The organism is Pseudomonas sp. PDM26 (genome assembly GCF_019219185.1).
Lineage (GTDB): Bacteria > Pseudomonadota > Gammaproteobacteria > Pseudomonadales > Pseudomonadaceae > Aquipseudomonas.
The window spans coordinates 863,275-880,000 of the sequence record NZ_JAHUWC010000001.1 but is presented as its reverse complement, the minus strand read 5'-3'; the positions used below and the strand labels follow the sequence as shown (position 1 = coordinate 880,000).

General features: G+C 60.9%; 20 protein-coding genes (1 of these 20 cut by a window edge). 14 read left to right on the top strand and 6 right to left on the bottom strand.

The features are described from left to right. Together rhtA and KW849_RS04045 are read left to right on the top strand one after the other, a co-directional pair. Positions 1 to 601 carry the 3' portion of a threonine/homoserine exporter RhtA gene (gene rhtA / locus KW849_RS04050; RefSeq protein ID WP_218427840.1) on the top strand. The gene continues 287 nt to the left of window position 1, outside the view, so 601 of the gene's 888 nt are visible here — the last part of the coding sequence; the start codon falls outside the window, past its left edge; its stop codon occupies positions 599 to 601. A gap of 169 nt (positions 602 to 770) precedes the next feature. After that, the gene (locus tag KW849_RS04045) at positions 771 to 1,052 is read left to right on the top strand and encodes a hypothetical protein (protein WP_218427838.1); all 282 of its coding nucleotides are present in this window, start codon (positions 771 to 773) and stop codon (positions 1,050 to 1,052) included. Positions 1,053 to 1,066: 14 nt separating this feature from the next. Here the strand turns inward: KW849_RS04045 and KW849_RS04040 are convergent, their stop codons facing one another. Continuing rightward, positions 1,067 to 1,627 carry a TetR/AcrR family transcriptional regulator gene (locus KW849_RS04040; protein ID WP_218427836.1) on the bottom strand — a complete coding sequence of 187 codons (561 nt, stop codon included), beginning with the start codon at positions 1,625 to 1,627 and terminating at the stop codon, positions 1,067 to 1,069. Between the two features lie 93 nt (positions 1,628 to 1,720). Here KW849_RS04040 and KW849_RS04035 point away from each other — a divergent pair, with 93 nt between their 5' ends. Together KW849_RS04035 and KW849_RS04030 are read left to right on the top strand one after the other, a co-directional pair. Next, positions 1,721 to 2,449, top strand: a complete 729-nt coding sequence (locus tag KW849_RS04035; RefSeq protein WP_218427834.1) for an SDR family oxidoreductase — start codon at positions 1,721 to 1,723, stop codon at positions 2,447 to 2,449. Positions 2,450 to 2,485: 36 nt separating this feature from the next. Further along, positions 2,486 to 3,076, top strand: a complete 591-nt coding sequence (locus KW849_RS04030; RefSeq protein ID WP_218427832.1) for a 2-hydroxychromene-2-carboxylate isomerase — start codon at positions 2,486 to 2,488, stop codon at positions 3,074 to 3,076. On the opposite strand, the gene KW849_RS04025 is transcribed toward KW849_RS04030, so the two are convergent. Beyond that, complete coding sequence (locus KW849_RS04025; RefSeq protein WP_218427830.1) at positions 3,073 to 4,071, bottom strand: zinc-dependent alcohol dehydrogenase family protein; 999 nt, start codon at positions 4,069 to 4,071, stop codon at positions 3,073 to 3,075. The genes KW849_RS04030 and KW849_RS04025 overlap by 4 nt on opposite strands. A gap of 104 nt (positions 4,072 to 4,175) precedes the next feature. Between KW849_RS04025 and KW849_RS04020 the strand changes: the two genes are divergently transcribed. Continuing rightward, positions 4,176 to 5,096, top strand: coding sequence for a LysR family transcriptional regulator (locus KW849_RS04020; RefSeq protein WP_218427828.1), 921 nt, complete (start codon positions 4,176 to 4,178; stop codon positions 5,094 to 5,096). A 10-nt stretch (positions 5,097 to 5,106) separates the two neighbouring features. Here KW849_RS04020 and KW849_RS04015 read toward each other — a convergent pair whose 3' ends face one another. The 4 genes from KW849_RS04015 to KW849_RS04000 form a co-directional block, all read right to left on the bottom strand. Continuing rightward, on the bottom strand, positions 5,107 to 6,915 hold the full coding sequence (locus KW849_RS04015; protein ID WP_218427826.1) for an aminopeptidase P family protein: 1,809 nt from the start codon (positions 6,913 to 6,915) through the stop codon (positions 5,107 to 5,109). A gap of 65 nt (positions 6,916 to 6,980) precedes the next feature. Further along, on the bottom strand, positions 6,981 to 8,138 hold the full coding sequence (locus KW849_RS04010) for a cysteine desulfurase family protein (protein ID WP_218427824.1): 1,158 nt from the start codon (positions 8,136 to 8,138) through the stop codon (positions 6,981 to 6,983). A 205-nt stretch (positions 8,139 to 8,343) separates the two neighbouring features. Continuing rightward, positions 8,344 to 8,958 (bottom strand): LysE family translocator, encoded by a 615-nt coding sequence (locus tag KW849_RS04005; RefSeq protein WP_007993943.1) that lies wholly within the window; start codon positions 8,956 to 8,958, stop codon positions 8,344 to 8,346. 101 nt (positions 8,959 to 9,059) lie between these two features. After that, positions 9,060 to 9,329: a hypothetical protein gene (locus tag KW849_RS04000; protein WP_218427822.1), complete on the bottom strand. Its 270-nt coding sequence runs from the start codon at positions 9,327 to 9,329 to the stop codon at positions 9,060 to 9,062. A 291-nt stretch (positions 9,330 to 9,620) separates the two neighbouring features. Here KW849_RS04000 and KW849_RS03995 point away from each other — a divergent pair, with 291 nt between their 5' ends. The 9 genes from KW849_RS03995 (at position 9,621) to KW849_RS03955 (ending at position 16,628) form a co-directional block, all read left to right on the top strand. Beyond that, positions 9,621 to 10,079 (top strand): VOC family protein, encoded by a 459-nt coding sequence (locus tag KW849_RS03995; RefSeq protein ID WP_116264831.1) that lies wholly within the window; start codon positions 9,621 to 9,623, stop codon positions 10,077 to 10,079. A 289-nt stretch (positions 10,080 to 10,368) separates the two neighbouring features. Beyond that, on the top strand, positions 10,369 to 11,571 hold the full coding sequence (locus tag KW849_RS03990) for a PepSY domain-containing protein (RefSeq protein ID WP_218427819.1): 1,203 nt from the start codon (positions 10,369 to 10,371) through the stop codon (positions 11,569 to 11,571). Continuing rightward, positions 11,568 to 12,110, top strand: a complete 543-nt coding sequence (locus tag KW849_RS03985) for a thiamine pyrophosphate-binding protein (protein WP_218427817.1) — start codon at positions 11,568 to 11,570, stop codon at positions 12,108 to 12,110. The genes KW849_RS03990 and KW849_RS03985 overlap by 4 nt, the downstream gene beginning before the upstream one ends. Next, positions 12,107 to 12,436: a hypothetical protein gene (locus KW849_RS03980; protein ID WP_218427815.1), complete on the top strand. Its 330-nt coding sequence runs from the start codon at positions 12,107 to 12,109 to the stop codon at positions 12,434 to 12,436. Before KW849_RS03985 ends, KW849_RS03980 begins: the two co-directional genes overlap by 4 nt. After that, entirely contained in the window at positions 12,433 to 13,005 is a 573-nt protein-coding gene (locus KW849_RS03975) for a DUF6162 family protein (protein ID WP_218427813.1), read from the top strand. The genes KW849_RS03980 and KW849_RS03975 overlap by 4 nt, the downstream gene beginning before the upstream one ends. 34 nt (positions 13,006 to 13,039) lie before the next feature. Continuing rightward, the gene (locus KW849_RS03970; RefSeq protein WP_218427810.1) at positions 13,040 to 13,966 is read left to right on the top strand and encodes a metal ABC transporter substrate-binding protein; all 927 of its coding nucleotides are present in this window, start codon (positions 13,040 to 13,042) and stop codon (positions 13,964 to 13,966) included. Beyond that, positions 13,963 to 14,826, top strand: a complete 864-nt coding sequence (locus KW849_RS03965; protein WP_256357028.1) for a metal ABC transporter ATP-binding protein — start codon at positions 13,963 to 13,965, stop codon at positions 14,824 to 14,826. Before KW849_RS03970 ends, KW849_RS03965 begins: the two co-directional genes overlap by 4 nt. Further along, on the top strand, positions 14,826 to 15,725 hold the full coding sequence (locus KW849_RS03960; protein ID WP_218427807.1) for a metal ABC transporter permease: 900 nt from the start codon (positions 14,826 to 14,828) through the stop codon (positions 15,723 to 15,725). The genes KW849_RS03965 and KW849_RS03960 overlap by 1 nt, the downstream gene beginning before the upstream one ends. Continuing rightward, positions 15,726 to 16,628, top strand: coding sequence for a metal ABC transporter solute-binding protein, Zn/Mn family (locus tag KW849_RS03955; RefSeq protein ID WP_218427805.1), 903 nt, complete (start codon positions 15,726 to 15,728; stop codon positions 16,626 to 16,628). It begins immediately after the preceding gene. Positions 16,629 to 16,726 lie beyond the last annotated feature (98 nt).

The following is a 16,726-nucleotide window of genomic DNA, read 5'->3' as shown; positions in this document are numbered from 1 at the left end:
CCCGCTGGGCATCGCGGTGGCGCTTGAATTCACCGGCCCACTGGCCGTGGCGATCTATGCCTCGCGTCGCGCGATCGACTTTTTGTGGATCGCCCTGGCTGCCGTCGGCTTGCTGTTACTGATACCAACGGGAGAAGCGACCACAGGAATCGATCTGGTAGGCGCCGGTTATGCCTTGGGTGCAGGGGTCTGCTGGGCACTGTACATTCTGTTTGGCCAAAAGGCCGGGGCCGATAATGGCGTGCAAACCGCCGCACTGGGGGTAATGATCGCTGCGCTCTTTGTAGCCCCTATCGGTATTGTCCATGCTGGCTCCGCATTGCTGACCCCGTCACTGATCCCCGTGGCCCTTGGCGTCGCCGTCTTGTCCACTGCCCTCCCCTACACCCTGGAGATGGTCGCTCTGACCCGCATGCCGGCCAGAACCTTCGGCACATTGATGAGCATTGAGCCTGCCTTCGGTGCGTTATCGGGCTTGCTGTTCCTGCATGAATACCTCTCACTGTCGCAGTGGATGGCAATCCTGTGCATCATCCTGGCCTCCGTCGGCGCAACCATGACCATGAGCACTGCCGCCAGGCCAGCAGTAGCGGCAGATTGAGCGCGGATATGACACGGGTCTGGTATTTGCCGCTCAACTAGGCCATGTTTAGCCCCGCAACCCAAGGTCATGCCATGGACAAATCCAGATAGGGACATCGGTACGCGTCAAGCGAAAGCGAATGCAGCCAGACCCGGGCACAAGATCCGGGGACGCTATAAGGACAGTAATGAGACGATTTTTGATACTGGTCGCCGTACTTGCAATTGCAGGCTGCGCAGCGACCTCGGAAACACAGATCAAGCACGGCAGGAAAGGGCTGCACATCAACTGTTCCGGACTGTCTTCATCCTGGGACAAGTGCTACGCCAGCGCCGCCAATTCCTGCGCCCCCAAGGGATACAAGGTCATCGCCAAGTCGGGAGATGCCGTGGAAGAGCCCGGCGATTACCCGTTTGGCCTCAATCCTGCGGGCTATACCAGCCGTAGCATGATTGTCATCTGCAAATAGGCAGGGCCGTTGCGTCAGGTTCTCGGACTTGCGATCTGACGGCCGATTTCCTCATAGCTGGACTTCAGCACTGTGCGCTGGATATCCGGGCTAGCCAGCATGCGCGCCACGACCAGCGCGCCAATACATTGCGACAGAATCGCCCACGCCAGGCTGTCGCTTTGCAAAACACCCGCCCAACGTTCCTGAAGCCGACAAATCCAGTGCTCTGCCTGTTGGCGGACTGTCAGGTCGGCACGGGCAATTTCCGCCCCCAATGCCGGTAATGCACAACCGGTTTCCGGATTCTCGACGTGAGACATGCTCAGGTACTGTTTCAAGCAGCGCTCAAGCTTGTCACGGTCCTGCCCTTCTCCCAGTCGCGCCAGACTTTGACCCAACTCACGCTCGACTATGCTTGCGAACAACTCGTCTTTCGACGAGAAGTGGCTATAGAAGGCGCCGCCACTCAAGCCAATCGCTTTCATCAGGCCGTCCACGCCCACCGTTGAAAATCCGGACTTCTTGGCCGATACCGCACTGCTTTCCAGCAGCCTTTGCCTGGTTTCCAGCTTGTGACTGGCCGAATAGCGCATTGCCCTTCCCCTTGAATTGCTCACCTTGACGTCTGTCGAATCATAGCATAACGTTCGTTTAGTTAACGATCGTTTACCAAAAGGGATCTACCCATGAATAACAAGAAGGTCGTACTGGTTGTCGGTGCAGGTGATGCCACGGGCGGCGCCATTGCCAAGCGTTTTGCCCAGGAGGGTTTTGTCGCCTGCGTCACTCGCCGCAGTGCGGACAAACTCCAGCCATTGGTGGATGCCATCAAGGCCGATGGTGGCGAGGCCCACGGTTTTGCCTGCGATGCACGCAAGGAGGAAGACGTGATCGCGCTGGTCGAGCGGATCGAAAGCGAGATCGGCCCCATCGAGGCGTTCGTGTTCAACATCGGCGCCAACGTGCCGTGCAGCATTCTCGAAGAAACCGCCCGCAAGTATTTCAAGATTTGGGAAATGGCCTGTTTTTCCGGCTTTCTCAACGCGCGTGAAGTAGCCAAGCGCATGGCCAGGCGCCAACGGGGTACGATCCTGTTCACCGGCGCCACTGCAGGCCTGCGTGGCGCTGCCGGGTTCGCCGCATTTGCCGGTGCCAAGCACGGCATTCGTGCACTGGCGCAAAGCATGGCCCGAGAGCTCGGCCCGATGAACATTCACGTTGCCCATGTCGTCGTCGACGGCGCCATCGATACCGATTTCATCCGCGACAGCTTCCCCGAGAAATACGCGACCAAGGGTCAGGACGGCATCCTCAACCCCGAACACATTGCCGAGAATTACTGGTACCTGCACAGCCAGCCCCGCGACGCCTGGACTTTCGAACTGGACCTTCGCCCCTGGAGCGAACGCTGGTAAGACATTCCCTACAACAATAAGCAGAGCGCATCGACCATGAGCAAAACCGTGGAATTCCTTTTTGACCTGGGCAGCCCCACCACTTACCTGGCGTATACCCAGCTACCGGCAATCTGTGAGCAAACCGACAGCCAACTGATCTACATCCCGATCCTGCTCGGCGGTGTGTTCAAGGCCACCGGCAATGCTTCCCCGGCGACCATTCCGGCCAAAGGCCGCCACATGATTCAGGACCTGGACCGTTATGCCCGGCGCTACGGCGTGCCACTGAAGTTCAATCCGCATTTCCCGATCAACACCCTGGTGCTGATGCGTGCCGTGACCGGCATTCAGTTGCACCAGCCCGAGCGCTTTGTCGCCTTCATTGACTGCCTGTTCAAGGCCCTGTGGGTCGAAGGCTGCAACCTCAATGACCCGGCAACCGTGGCGGCGGTACTGAGAGGCAACGGTTTCGACCCTAATGAGGTGCTGGCACTGACCGCCGACGAAACTGTAAAGGCAACGCTCAAGGACAACACCGAAAAAGCCGTGCAGCGAGGAGTGTTCGGTGCGCCAAGCATGTTCGTCGATGACCAACTGTACTTCGGCCAGGATCGACTGGACTTCGTACTCGAGGCCCTGAGTTAAACCTCGACCACCAACCGCCCCTTTGCCGCTCCTGACAAGAGCAGTACATGGGCGGCTTCTGCCGATTCCAGCGTGAACGAGTGCGGGTCAAGCAACGGCGCGATCTTGCCAGCTTCAATCAACTGCGCCGCCTCGTGCAGAATCTCGCCGTGATGCTCACGCCCCTTGCCGGTCAGGAGCGGCAGCAAAGTGAAGACACCGGAGTAAGTCGCCCCGCGGAAGGAAAGCGGTGCCAGGCTGTGCTGCCCCCACCCCAGGCAACTGAGCACATGACCGTGATACATCCGTGCTGCCTTGAATGACGCATCCAGCGTTTCACCCCCCACTGTGTCATAGACAATGTCGAAGCCCTCACCGGCCGTATGCTCGGCCACATAGTCTTCAACCGAAGACTTGCGGTAATCGATAAACGTCGCGCCGAACCCTTCGATAATCGACTGCTGCCCGGCAGAGCCCGTGGCAAAAACTTCTGCGCCAAAAGCGCGGGCGATTTGCACCGCGACATGGCCAACGCCACCGGCGCCACCATGGATCAATACCTTCTGCCCGAGCCGAACGCGAGCCCGGTCGACCAGACCTTCCCAAGCGGTGATCAGCACCAGCGGCAAACCGGCAGCCTCACGCATGCTCAAGTTGTGTGGTTTGCGAGCCAACAGTCGCGCGTCGACCACCGCGTACTCGGCCAATGAACCTTGAATACCACCAATACCGGTGGCCATGGCATATACGTCATCCCCCGGCAGCCAGCCACTGACGCCCTCCCCTAACGCCTCTACAGTCCCGGCCAGATCCATCCCCACTATCGCCGGTAATGGTTGAGCCGCATGGGTCGCCTGCCCGGAGCGGATTTTGCCGTCCAGCGGATTGACACCGCTGGCCTTGATCCTGACCAGTACCTGCCCCGCCTGCGGCACGGGCCGTGCAATGGAAACCAAACGTAACGGCGCATTGGCCGAGTCGACCATCAGAGCGCGCATATTCAGTGAGTCAGTCATTTCGCCATGTCCCATCAGTAGTGAATGCAGGACCGATTTTGTCTTGCTCAACTCATGCCGATAAGACGCCATGCCGCTATAGTGACCATTCCATTACGGCATCAATGAGCGATCCCGTGGACAAACTCAATGCAATGGCGATTTTCGTGCGGGTGGTCGAACGGGGCAGTTTTTCCGCCGTTGCCCGGGAGTTGCAGACCAGCCAGCCGACCATCAGCAAAGTGTTGCAAACACTGGAAACCCGATTGGGCGGAAAGCTGATTGCCCGCAGTACCCGCAAGTTATCCCTGACAGACGAAGGTCAGCGTTATTACAACGAATGCCGGACCATCCTCGCCGCCGTGGATGCGGCAGAACATAGCTTCCAGTCCGGTCGGGAAAAGGTCGCCGGACCTCTGAAAATCGGCTCGTCGGTGAGTTTCGGACGCCTGCAGATCGCCCCCCGGTTGCCGGACTTTCTCAAACACTACCCTGACGTACAGATAGACCTGCAACTGAGCGACCAAAACCTGGATCTGGTCGGCGAAGGGCTGGACGTCACATTCCGGATCGGTGCCCTGAACGACAGCGGCCTGATCGCTCGCCATGTCGGCAGTACCCACCGTGTGACCGTCGCATCACCTGACTACCTCAGGCAAAACGGCCAACCGCAAACGCCGCAGGAACTGGGCAGGCACAACTGCCTGATGTTCAACCTGCTGAGCAGTCAAAACCTGTGGGTGTACACAAAAGACGCCCAACGCCACGAAGTGCGGATCAAGGGCAATGCGCAGAGCAACAATTCCGAGGCGATCCGCGAAATGGTGCTGGGGGGATTGGGGATTGCACTGTCACCGGTGTGGCTATTCAGCGAAGACCTGAGCGCCGGCCGGGTGAGCGCGATTTTGCAGGACTACAGTACGTTGTCGCTGCCAATTTATGCCGTATCCCTGGCGAATCGTCGCCAATCCGCCAGGGTCAAAGCCTTTGTCGACTATATGGCTCAGGCGCTGGATAAAGCGCCTGAGCTACACAGAAACCAATAGCTGCACCCGATCAGATCGCCGCAGTGCGAGTGTTCAGCCACTCAAGTGCAGCACCCTCGACCAACGGACTCAGACGCTCACGCACTTCGGCGTGGTAGGCGTTGAACCACTGTTTTTCCTCGTCCGACAGCAACGATGTTTCCAGACAACCTGTGTCGATCGGGCAAAGGGTCAGCGTTTCGAACTTCAGGAACTCGCCGAATTCGCTCTTGCCTGCCTCACGGTTCATCGCCAGGTTTTCGATCCGCACACCCCAACGACCCGGACGATAGGTGCCCGGCTCAATGGAGGTGATCATGCCCGGTTGCATCGCGGTTTGCGGTGCAGGTGCGGCCTGATAGGCGATGACTTGCGGACCTTCGTGGACGTTCAGGAAGTAACCGACGCCATGACCGGTGCCGTGACCGTAATCGACACTTTCCGCCCAGATGGGCGCACGGGCGATGGCATCGAGCAACGGCGACAGAATGCCTTTGGGGAATTGCGCGCGGGACAAGGCAATCACCCCCTTGAGCACGCGGGTGCAATCGCGCTTTTGCTCGTCGGTCGGTGTGCCCACCGCCACCATCCGCGTGATGTCGGTAGTGCCGCCCAGGTACTGGCCACCGGAGTCGATCAGCAGCAGGCCGTCCCCTTCGATCACCGCGTGTTCTTCTTCGGTGGCGTGGTAGTGCGGCATCGCGCCATTGGCGTTGAACGCGGCGATGGTGTTGAAACTCAGCGACACATAATCCGGACGGCGCTCACGGGCCGCGGTGAGTTTTTCGTCGATGGTCAGTTCGGTGATGCGCTCGCGCCCCAGCGCCGAGTCCAGCCAGGCGAAGAATTCGCACAGCGCTGCGCCGTCCTGCTCCATGGCCTTACGAATGTGTTCGGCATCGGCCAGGCTTTTTTGCGATTTGGCCAGGGTAGTCGGGTTCAGGCCCTCGATCAGCTTCACCCCGCTGTCGAGGTTGTCCAGCAACCCCGCCGTGACCCGCGCCGGGTCGACTTGCAGGCTCGCACCGCTCGGCACGGCACGCAGAGCGGCGGCGACCTCGCTGTAATCGCGCAAGGTCACGCCGTCCTGTTCGAGGATGGCGCGCAGTTCGGTGCTGACTTTGCTCAAGGCAACGAACAGCGTGGCCTGTTGCTGATTGATCAAGGCGAAGGAAACAAACACCGGGTTGAACGACACGTCGCCGCCACGCAGGTTGAACAGCCAGGCGATGTCATCCAGGGTGGCGATGAAATGCCAGTCGGCACCTCGCGCCTGAAGGGTTTCACGCAGTTTGGCGAGTTTTTCGCCACGGCTGACGGTCGCCTGTGGTGGCAAGTGCTGATAGATCGGTTCGTTCGGCAGGCCTGGGCGGTCGTTCCAGACTCCGCTCAGCAGGTCGATGTCGGTGCGCAGACGGGCGCCACGTTCTTCAAGCTTGCTGCCCAGGGTCCGTGCCGAAGCCACGGCCATGACCGCGCCATCGACCGCGACAACGCCACCCTCGGGGGTTTGCTCGGCCAGCCATTCCAGCGGTCCGGGTTGACCCGGTTGCAGCTTGACCAGATCAATGCCGCTGCCCTTGAGCTCCTTGGTCGCCTGCTCCCAGTAACGGCTGTCGGCCCAGACGCCGGCAAAATCCGGGGTCACGATCAAGGTGCCGACCGAACCATGGAAACCCGACAGCCACTGGCGCCCTTGCCAATAGCCCGGCAGGTATTCGGACAAGTGCGGGTCGGCCGAAGGCACCAGCAAGGCGTGAATGCCCTCCCGGCTCATCAATTCGCGGGTTTGCGCCAGGCGCTGAGGCACCGATCCATTGATCGAAAGCTGCGTATTCATCGAATCTCCTGCTAACCACTTCATCATTATTGTTGGGTGCCGATCAGCGCCGGCGCTTCGTCGCCTTATTGCCAGAATGCCGGAGCACTGGCGCAGGCTGCCTTGATCAGTTGAACCGCCTGGTCGATGTCCTGCTCGGTGGTGAAGCGCCCGAGGCTCAAGCGGATGGTGCGACTGGCCGAGCGGGAATCATGCCCCAGGGCCAGCAGTACATGAGATGGGGTATTGCTCGCGGAATTGCAGGCCGAGGTCGCGGAAAACGCGATCGAGGCCAGCAACGCTGCCGAGTTGAACTCACCTTCGTCGAAGGTCAGGCTCAGCGTATGGGGGATGCGCCGGGTCGGGCTGCCATTGAGCCGCACACCGGGAATGCTCAATAACTGCTCGAGCAAGCGTTCACGCAAACGCACGATGACTGCTTTCTCTTCATCGAAGGACGCTGCCGCCAGGGCGAAAGCCAAGCCCATGGCCACGATCTGATGGGTCGCCAGGGTGCCGGAACGCAAACCGCCCTCATGCCCGCCGCCATGGATCTGCGCCTGCAAACGCTGTTGTGCACGCGGACCGACGTACAACGCACCAATGCCTTTGGGGCCATAGAGTTTGTGCGCGGAAAACGACATCAGGTCCACCGGCCACTGCCCGAGATCGATGGCCACTTTGCCCGCGCCCTGTGCTGCGTCGACATGGAACAACGCCCCGCGATCACGCACGACCTGACCGATGGCGGGAATGTCGTTGAGGGTGCCCAGTTCGTTGTTGACCAGCATCAGTGACACCAGGAAGGTGTCTTCGCGCATGGCGCGGCTGACCGCTTGCGCCGTGATCAGTCCCTCGGCGTCCGGCACCAGATAAGTCACCGCGACACCGGCATCCTGCAGTTGCTTCGCAGTATCGAGAATGGCCTTGTGTTCGATCTGGCTGGTGATGATATGGCCGCCGCCAATGCCACGGGCCTGAGCCACGCCTTTGAGCGCGAGGTTGTTGGATTCGGTGGCGCCGGAGGTCCAGACGATCTGCTCGGGCGTCGCGCCGACCAGTTCAGCGACCTGGCGTCGCGCCTGCTCCACCGATTGCCGGGCCTGCTGGCCGAATGCGTGGGAGCTGGAGGCCGGGTTGCCGAAATTGCCGGTAAAGCCCAGACACTCGACCATCACCTTGATGACCCGCTCATCCACTGGCGTGGTGGCGGCGTAATCGAAATACAACGGACGTTTATTCATAAAAGACTCGCAGAGCGTGTTCCGGGATCAGGAAGCTCGTAACTGCAAACGGCAAAGCGCAGCCTTGTGAGCTGCGCGCTGTTTTCAGAACGTACCAATACCCGATCGGATGCCGTTAAAGAAGAACTACTTCATTTAAAAGTGCGTAGGAACGCTCCTGAAAAGTCAGCTTAACAGGCATCGGGCAACCGGTTGAAGCAATGCATCAGCTAAAGCTTTCGAGCAACAGCGGATACAGCGAACCCACGAGCAGCGCAGCCATGCCCCAATTGAACAGGCGCAGCCAGCGGCGATCCTTCAGAACGTTGCGCAACAGCGTGCCGCAAGCGGCCCAGACACCGACACTCGGCAGGTTGATGATCGCAAAGACAGCCGCGATCACGATCACATTGGTGAAGTAACCCTGCATCGGTGTGTAGGTGCTGATGGCGCCAATGGCCATGATCCAGGCTTTGGGATTGACCCACTGGAACGCGGCGGCGCCCAGATAACTGATCGGTTTCGCCTCGCCCTGCTGGCTCTCCGACATTGGCCCGGAATGGGCGATTTTCCACGCCAGATACAGCAAATACGCCGCCCCCACATAACGCAGTACGGTGTAGAGCAAAGGATAAGTCTGGAACACCGCGCCAAGGCCAAAACCAACCGCCACCACGAGTACAAAGAAGCCACAAGTGATGCCGAGCATGTGCGGAATCGTGCGGTTGAAGCCGAAGTTCACCCCGGATGCCAGCAACATGGTGTTGTTCGGGCCGGGTGTGATCGAGGTGACGAGGGCAAACAGGGCGAAGCCCAGCAGCAGGTCGAGAGAGAGCGTCATGGGTGGTAGTCCGTCAGGGTCGGTCAGGTGTTGACCCTATCGCACACCCAGGGCGAAACCCATGGACAGTTACGCGAAACTTGGAGCAGTACAGTTTCGCCTCAGCTTGGACGACCGTGAAGCTGTACAGATCGCCCGGCGTTCATTTCACCCTGGTTGTCGAAGTTGAACGACTTTTGCGGCTGGCCGAGCAGTTCGGCTTTTTTCGCGTGGTATTCGTCGAAGGACAGTCCACGGCGGTTCAGCGCTTCCAGCGCCAGTTCCTGGCTTTCTTCAGCGGTGTAAGGGCGAAGCTCGGGGGAAACATGGCTGGCACATCCGGCGAGTACGGAGACGGCGAGCATCAGCATCGTTGCGATCATCGGTTTCATTTTTGGCGTCCTGGCGACTGGGTTCGAGGCAATGAACACAGGCTACCCGCGCCTCCCGGACAGCAGAAATCAACGCTTTCAATAGTGGCTATCAAGAAATGGCGATCATTGTCGATGTGCCGGGGGAACGCGAGCCGGAGACGCACCGGTGGGAGCCGGCTTGATGGCAGTTGAATGGCATTGCTGCTCGTCGGACACTCGCTGAGTACGAAACAGGCTGACCTATATTTATTCGGTCGTATAACGGCAGAGGTACTTTCTATTCTCACAATCGGAACAGGGAGATCCATCATGAGCGTCAAACCCATTCCAGAGGGGTATCACAGCATCACCCCCTACCTGGGCATCAACAAAGCCGCCGAAGCCATCGCCTTCTACAAAAAAGCCTTCGGCGCCATTGAAGTCATGCGCCTGAACATGCCCGATGGCGGTGTCGGCCACGCCGAACTGCGCATCGGCGATTGCCCGATCATGCTGGGCACACCGTGCGATCAAGGGCCGCTGAGCAACCCGGACAATTCCCCGTCCGTGGGTCTGCATTTGTACGTGCAGGATGTCGACAAGTCCTACAAACAGGCGATCGATGCCGGCGCAACCGTTGTATCGCAGGTCAAGGATCAGTTTTACGGCGACCGTTCAGGGACCTTGAAGGATCCCTACGGGCACCTGTGGTTCCTGGCCACGCGCAAGGAAGACCTGACCCAGGCGCAGATCGAGCAACGGGCGAAGGAGATGTTTGCCCAGGGTTGAAATCCTTGGTGTTGGAGCGGGCCTCTTCGCGAGCAGGCTCGTTCCAACTGGGGCCCCGCCTTCAACAGCACCGCCGATTTGCTGATCACTTGCGCAAGCATGCCCGCCCCTGACCTGTCGGCAATGCGAAACATTTTCTTTCATTTCCCCTTTCGGGATTTCCCCTGCTCATCCGTCCTACCTAGATGCAGTCCTGTCGCGCAGGCAAAAGCCACGACCGGACCTTCAGGGCGCTCATCCCTGCGAAGCCCGCAGCCGAGCGGCCTCTCATCTAGCCAAGACCTTCAACATGTCAAAGAAGTCCCGTTCAAAAATCTGGTTCCTGGTCCATAGCTGGCTGGCATTGCCGATCTGGTTTTTCGTGCTGATCGTCTGTGTGACCGGGACCCTGGCCGTCATCAGCCAGGAAATCGTCTGGCTGGCCAACCCGCCAATGCGCGCCAGCCAGCCCTCGGACGATGCTCCGCTGCTCAGCTATCAGCAGGTCATCGAGGCCATCAACAGCGCCGAACCGCAGACCGTAGTGCAGAGCATCAGTCGCCCCGACGAATCGCACTTCGCCCTGGATGTCGAAGTCAGCTACCCCGACGGGCGCTCGGTGGTGATTTATGTCAATCCGTACAGCGGCGTGATCCAGGGTGTCGCGCCGGAGTTCAACTTCCGCGCCTTCACCCGCGCGCTGCACGCTTGGTGGCTGGTGCCTTTTACCAATGGCTATAGCTGGGGCTGGTACCTCGTGTCGTTTCTCGGTTTGCCATTGCTGGCGTCGCTGATCACCGGGCTAGTGGTCTACAAACGTTTCTGGAAAGGTTTTTTCCGCCCGACCCTGCGCATTCGCCACGGCGCGCGGATTTTCTGGGGCGACTTTCACCGCTTGAGCGGTATCTGGTCGATCTGGTTCATCGCAGTGATTTCCATCACCGGCACCTGGTTCCTGATCCAGGCATTGCTGTCCGACAACCAGATTTCAATTTCCACGGAAAAGATCATTCCGGCGATGGCCCGAGAAGCGGTACCGCTGTCGCCCGATGGCTCGCCCCCGCCGCGGATCGACCTGGACCGCGCGGTTGAAATCGCCACGCAGAAAATCTCCGGGCTGGAGGCCAGTTTCGTCAGCCTGCCGGGCAATGCCTACAGCCATCTGGATGTCGGGGGACGCGGTTGGTATCCGTTGATGTTCCAGACCGCGACCCTCAACCCGTACAACGGCGAAGTCGCCGCCTCGCGCCTGATTTCCGACCGTTCGGCCCTGGAGTTCGTCACCGAGTCCATGCGCCCGCTGCACACCGGTGATTTCGGCGGACTGTGGATCAAGCTGATCTGGGCGTTCTTCGGCCTGCTGCTGAGCATGATGGTGCTCAGCGGTCTGCTGATCTGGACCAAGCGCACGGCACTGGCCACGGCCAATGCCTTCAAGCGCAGCAACAAGAAACCGCGTGGTTCCACTGCGCAACCGGCCACGAGCAACGAAGTGTCGGAGGTCAATCTGTGAGTAAAGACACTGCGGTCTCACAACCCTCGCGCCTTAGCCTGTTCTGGCACAAATGGCGCTATCACCTGAACGTCCTGTTGCTGCTGATTCCTCTCGGCTTAATGCCCAGGTATTTCGCCGACGAGTCGCTGATGCGTGGCGACAGTGGTTTGGGCGAACGGGAAGTCGGCGAAGTCCAGGTCGGTCCCTGGAGCCTGCGCCTGGCGGAATTGCGTAACGCCGCGCCCATGCTCGATGGCCCGGCCGGTTACATGAAGGGCTTCAACGCCGCGCTGTGCGAAGCCTGCATCGGCCAGGTCAAGGCCACTTACCTGCGCATCGGCAAGCCCCGCAGCCTGCGCGCCGCCGGGGTGATTTTCTTTGGCACCCCGTACCGCATGGGCGCTTCGTTGCCCGTCCCGGAAAAGACCACGGCCGACGCCGAACTGTGGATCACCATGGAAGGCTGGGATGGCGCCATGCATCAGGCATCCATTCCTTTGAGCCAGGCCTCCCCCGCCACCATCGCCTGGTTGAACAAACCAGGAGGCAAACCATGATCAAACCTCTTCGCTCGCTCAACGCCCTGTTGTTGGTGCTCTGCGCCGGCTTCAGCGCCAGCGCCCTGGCCCACAACCCGATGTGCGAATGCAAGGCCATCGACACGGAGCAGATCAAGTGCACCGGCGGTTTTTCCGACGGCAGCGGCGCGCCGGGCGTGACTCTCGATGTGATCGGCTACGACGAAACCATTCTGCTGCCGGGCAAGCTCGGGCCTGATTCGACCCTGACTTTCAAGAAACCCGGCGCCGAGTTCTATGTGCTGTTCGATGCCGGCCCCGGTCACGTCGTGGAAATCGACCAAGCGGACATCGAGGCACCATGAGCACTCCAACGACCCAAGTCGTGCGCCCGGCGGGTGCCGGGCACGAAACCCTCTACGTTCTGCTGCTGTGCCTGATGATCCTGGCGGTGGCAGGCTCGGTGGTGCTCTGGCGCGGTGAATCCCATGAGGCGAGCAGCGTCGGCAGCCATCAACTGGATGCGCGGCGTGACCTCAGTGCCTCCGAGCAAGGTATCTACGCCGATTTGCGGGTGACGCTGGACGAAATTCATTTGCTGCGCCAGGAACAGCAAGCGCTGCCGACGCCCGAGGTGCTCGCCGAGGAAGGTCTTGCGCCGTTTGCCCGGGATGCCAGCGCCGTCAGCCGTGGCGGTCATGCCTGGCAATTGCTCGAGGCCAAGGCCTATTTCGGCCAGAGCCAGACCCCAACGGTCGCCGGTTCATTCCTGATGCGCTTGACCGCAACCGATGACGCCCCGGACATCTGGCTCAACCGCGCCGGCACGCTCACGGCACCGACCGACCTTAGCGACGCCGCGCTCGAAAGCGCTGGCTGGCAACAGATCGTCGCGCAATTCGATGCCGGCGTGACCCGCCAGCACCGGCACTGAACCCTCGCCTTAACCCGAGAGAAGCCCGCTTCCCATGCTCATTTCATCTCAACGTTCTTACTTGCGCCTGCTGCTGATCGGCCTGCTGGCGTGCCTGCTGCCATCACTGGCCAACGCCGAAGAGGCCAAGCGCCTGCGCATCGGCATCACCCTGCATCCTTACTACAGCTACGTGGCGAACATCGTCGGCGACAAGGCCGAGGTGGTGCCGCTGATTCCGGCCGGTTTCAACCCGCATGCCTACGAGCCCCGCGCCGAAGACATCAAGCGCATCGGCGGGCTGGACGTGATCGTGCTCAACGGCGTCGGCCATGACGACTTCGCCGACCGCATGATCGCCGCCAGCGAAACCCCGAATGTGCCGGTGATCGAGGCCAACGAAAACGTGCCGCTGCTGGCCGCCACCGGCGTCGCCGCCCGCGGTGCCGGCAAAGTGGTGAACCCGCACACCTTCCTGTCGATCAGCGCCTCCATCGCCCAGGTCAACAACATCGCCCGGGAGCTGGGCAAGCGCGACCCAGCCAACGCCAGGACCTACACCGAGAACGCCCGCGCCTACAGCAAGCGCCTGCGCAAGATGCGCGCCGACGCCCTGGCCAAACTGACCCAGGCACCGAACGCGGAACTGCGGGTGGCCACGGTGCACGCGGCCTACGACTATCTGCTGCGTGAATTCGGCCTGGAAGTGACAGCCGTGGTCGAACCGGCCCATGGCATCGAACCGAGCCCGAGCCAATTGAAAAAAACCATCGATCAACTGCGCGAGCTGGACGTGAAGGTGATCTTCTCGGAGATGGATTTTCCTTCCACTTACGTCGAGACCATTCAGCGCGAGTCCGGGGTGACGCTGTATCCGCTGTCGCACATCTCTTACGGGGATTACACCGCCGACAAGTACGAAAAGGAAATGACCGGCAACCTCGACACCGTGGTGCGGGCGATTCAGGAGTCGGGCGCATGACATCGAAAGAAACGCTCAACGCCAATAACGCCGAATACCCTGTAGGAGCGAGCTTGCTCGCGAAGGCGTCCGGTCAGTCAGCATCATCGTCAACTGACATACCGCATTCGCGAGCAAGTCGAATCGTCGCACCGCCGCTCCCACAGGTTTCGGGCCCGGCGCTGGATTTTGCCGATGTCAGCCTGACCCTCGGACGCACGACGATCCTCGACAAGGTGACCTTCAAGGTCCGCCCCGGCAGCGTGCATGCACTGGTCGGCCCCAACGGCGGCGGCAAGAGCTCACTGATCAAGACCCTGCTCGGGCAAATGCCCCATCAGGGCCGCTTGAGCCTGCATTGGCCGGGCGAACCCGGCACCATCGGCTATGTGCCGCAGGCGCTGGAGTTCGACCGGGGCTTGCCGATGACGGTCGACGATTTCATGGCCGCCATGTGCCAGCGTCGCCCGGCCTTCCTCGGTTTGAGCAAACACTACGCGACGGCGATTGGCGAGGCCCTCGGACGGGTCGGCATGCAGGACAAACGCAAGCGCCGCATGGGCGCGCTGTCCGGCGGCGAACGGCAACGGGTGTTGCTGGCCCAGGGGCTGATTCCACCCCCGCAATTGCTGGTGCTCGATGAGCCGATGTCGGCCCTCGATGAGGCCGGCATCCGGGTGTTCGAACGCCTGCTCGGTGACTGGCGAGCGGCGGGGATTACCGTGCTGTGGATCGAGCACGACCTGGAAGCGGTCGGGCGCCTGGCCGATCACGTTACCGGGCTCAATCGCCGGGTGCTGTTCGACGCCAAGCCGCAACAGGCGCTGACACCGGAGCGTCTGTTGACGCTGTTCTCGACTCACCCGCGGAGTCTTGCCTGATGAGTTACGAAGCTTTTCGCCTGATGGTCCAGAGCTGGGCGTCGTCGGGTTATCTGCCCGAGGCGCTGGCCTATGGGTTCGTGGTCAACGCCTTGATCGCCGGCCTGCTGATCGGCCCGGTGCTAGGGGGCCTGGGCACGCTGGTGGTGGTCAAGCGCTTCGCGTTTTTCTCCGAGGCGGTCGGTCATGCTGCGCTGACCGGCGTGGCCATCGGCATCCTGCTCGGTGAACCCTACACCGGGCCTTACGGCAGCCTGTTCGGCTACTGCCTGCTGTTCGGCATTTTGCTCAACTACCTGCGCAACCGCACCGGCCTGGCGCCAGACACCTTGATCGGTGTGTTTCTCTCGGTATCGCTTGCCCTGGGCGCGAGCCTGCTGCTGATTCTGGCGGGCAAGATCAACGTGCACATCCTGGAAAACGTGCTGTTCGGTTCGGTGCTGACGGTCAACGGCAATGACCTGCTGGTGCTGGCCATCGTCGGTTCATTGGTGATGGCCCTGGCCTTGCCGCTGTACAACCGCATCATGCTCGCCAGTTTCAATCCGCAACTGGCGGCGGTGCGCGGGGTGGCGGTGAAGACCCTGGATTATCTGTTCGTGATTCTGGTGACGCTGATCACCGTCGCCGCCGTGAAGGTCATCGGCGCGATTCTGGTCGGCGCCCTGTTGGTGATCCCGGCCGCGGCGGCACGCTTGCTCAGCCAGTCGCTGAAAGGCTTTTTCTGGTGTTCGGTGCTGATCGCCACCGTCAGCACACTGTGCGGGATTCTCGCACCGATTGTCTTCGATCTGCCGATTCCGTCCGGCGCCGCGATCATTCTGGTGGCCGGTATCGCCTTTGCTCTGGCCGCTCTCGCGCGCGGCGTTGTCCCCAGCCTGAAAGGGAACCTTGGATAAATGATTCTTTCACTGCGCCGACTGACCCTCGCCGTTGCCCTGTGCGGGTTGACCACCTCGACCTTCGCCGCTGGCAGCGGCAGATCGCTGCGCGTGCTGGCCTCCTTGCCCATAACTTATGGTCTCGGTGAGGTGCTGCTCAAAGGTACCGATGTCAGCCTCGAACGCGCTGCGCCGGCCAACCTGCCCGGCAGCCGCCAGACCGCCTACTTCACCGGCCGGGGTGCCCCGGCGCTGGCCGGACTGGCGAACGATGCCGACGCGGTGATCGGCCTGCGCTCACTGTGGCCGGATGACCCGCTGTACCCGATCTCCCGGCGCAGCAATATCCGCATCGTCGAAGTCGATGCCGCACGCCCGGTGGATGGCGCCCTGCCCGGCATTGCCGTGCAACCCGACAACAAGGTCGACGGGCTGAACAGCCAGCCGTGGTTCTCCAGCAATAACATGGGGCGCATGGCCGATGTGATGGCGGCGGATCTGGTACGCCTGGCTCCCGAATCCAAGCCGAAAATCGAGGCGAACCTGGCGGCGCTCAAGCAGCGGTTGCTCAAACTCAGCGCCGACAGCGAAGCGCGGCTGGCCAATGCGGATAACCTCAGTGTGATGAGCCTCAGCGATCATTTCGGCTACCTGATCGGCAGCCTCAACCTGGAATCGATTGGCCAGGACACACGCCCGGATGCCGAATGGACAGCCGAGGCGCTCGAGCAACTGGGCACAACGCTCAAGGACAATGACGTGGCGGTAGTGCTGCATCACCGGCAGCCGCCGGACGCGCTGAAAGCGGTGATTGCCGGGTCGGGTAGCCGGTTGGTGGTGTTGAGTACCGATGCCGAGGATCCGGTGGCGGAGCTGGAGGGGAATGTGGACTTGCTGATCAAGGGGCTGAGTGGTGCGTAATCCTGTAGGAGCTGGCTTGCCAGCGAAGGACGTTAACGAAGACAAGTACTTGATGGATGAACGCGGTGCCTATGAGCCCATCGCTGGCAAGCCAGCTC

Excerpts from the sequence above, each read along its gene's own strand:
- KW849_RS04045 (WP_218427838.1), top strand. The coding sequence starts at position 771 with ATGAGACGATTTTTGATACTGGTCGCCGTACTTGCAATTGCAGGCTGC.
- KW849_RS04040 (WP_218427836.1), bottom strand. The coding sequence starts at position 1,627 with ATGCGCTATTCGGCCAGTCACAAGCTGGAAACCAGGCAAAGGCTGCTG.
- KW849_RS04035 (WP_218427834.1), top strand. The coding sequence starts at position 1,721 with ATGAATAACAAGAAGGTCGTACTGGTTGTCGGTGCAGGTGATGCCACG.
- KW849_RS04030 (WP_218427832.1), top strand. The coding sequence starts at position 2,486 with ATGAGCAAAACCGTGGAATTCCTTTTTGACCTGGGCAGCCCCACCACT.
- KW849_RS04025 (WP_218427830.1), bottom strand. The coding sequence starts at position 4,071 with ATGACTGACTCACTGAATATGCGCGCTCTGATGGTCGACTCGGCCAAT.
- KW849_RS04020 (WP_218427828.1), top strand. The coding sequence starts at position 4,176 with ATGAGCGATCCCGTGGACAAACTCAATGCAATGGCGATTTTCGTGCGG.
- KW849_RS04015 (WP_218427826.1), bottom strand. The coding sequence starts at position 6,915 with ATGAATACGCAGCTTTCGATCAATGGATCGGTGCCTCAGCGCCTGGCG.
- KW849_RS04010 (WP_218427824.1), bottom strand. The coding sequence starts at position 8,138 with ATGAATAAACGTCCGTTGTATTTCGATTACGCCGCCACCACGCCAGTG.
- KW849_RS04005 (WP_007993943.1), bottom strand. The coding sequence starts at position 8,958 with ATGACGCTCTCTCTCGACCTGCTGCTGGGCTTCGCCCTGTTTGCCCTC.
- KW849_RS04000 (WP_218427822.1), bottom strand. The coding sequence starts at position 9,329 with ATGAAACCGATGATCGCAACGATGCTGATGCTCGCCGTCTCCGTACTC.
- KW849_RS03995 (WP_116264831.1), top strand. The coding sequence starts at position 9,621 with ATGAGCGTCAAACCCATTCCAGAGGGGTATCACAGCATCACCCCCTAC.
- KW849_RS03990 (WP_218427819.1), top strand. The coding sequence starts at position 10,369 with ATGTCAAAGAAGTCCCGTTCAAAAATCTGGTTCCTGGTCCATAGCTGG.
- KW849_RS03980 (WP_218427815.1), top strand. The coding sequence starts at position 12,107 with ATGATCAAACCTCTTCGCTCGCTCAACGCCCTGTTGTTGGTGCTCTGC.
- KW849_RS03975 (WP_218427813.1), top strand. The coding sequence starts at position 12,433 with ATGAGCACTCCAACGACCCAAGTCGTGCGCCCGGCGGGTGCCGGGCAC.
- KW849_RS03970 (WP_218427810.1), top strand. The coding sequence starts at position 13,040 with ATGCTCATTTCATCTCAACGTTCTTACTTGCGCCTGCTGCTGATCGGC.
- KW849_RS03965 (WP_256357028.1), top strand. The coding sequence starts at position 13,963 with ATGACATCGAAAGAAACGCTCAACGCCAATAACGCCGAATACCCTGTA.
- KW849_RS03960 (WP_218427807.1), top strand. The coding sequence starts at position 14,826 with ATGAGTTACGAAGCTTTTCGCCTGATGGTCCAGAGCTGGGCGTCGTCG.
- KW849_RS03955 (WP_218427805.1), top strand. The coding sequence starts at position 15,726 with ATGATTCTTTCACTGCGCCGACTGACCCTCGCCGTTGCCCTGTGCGGG.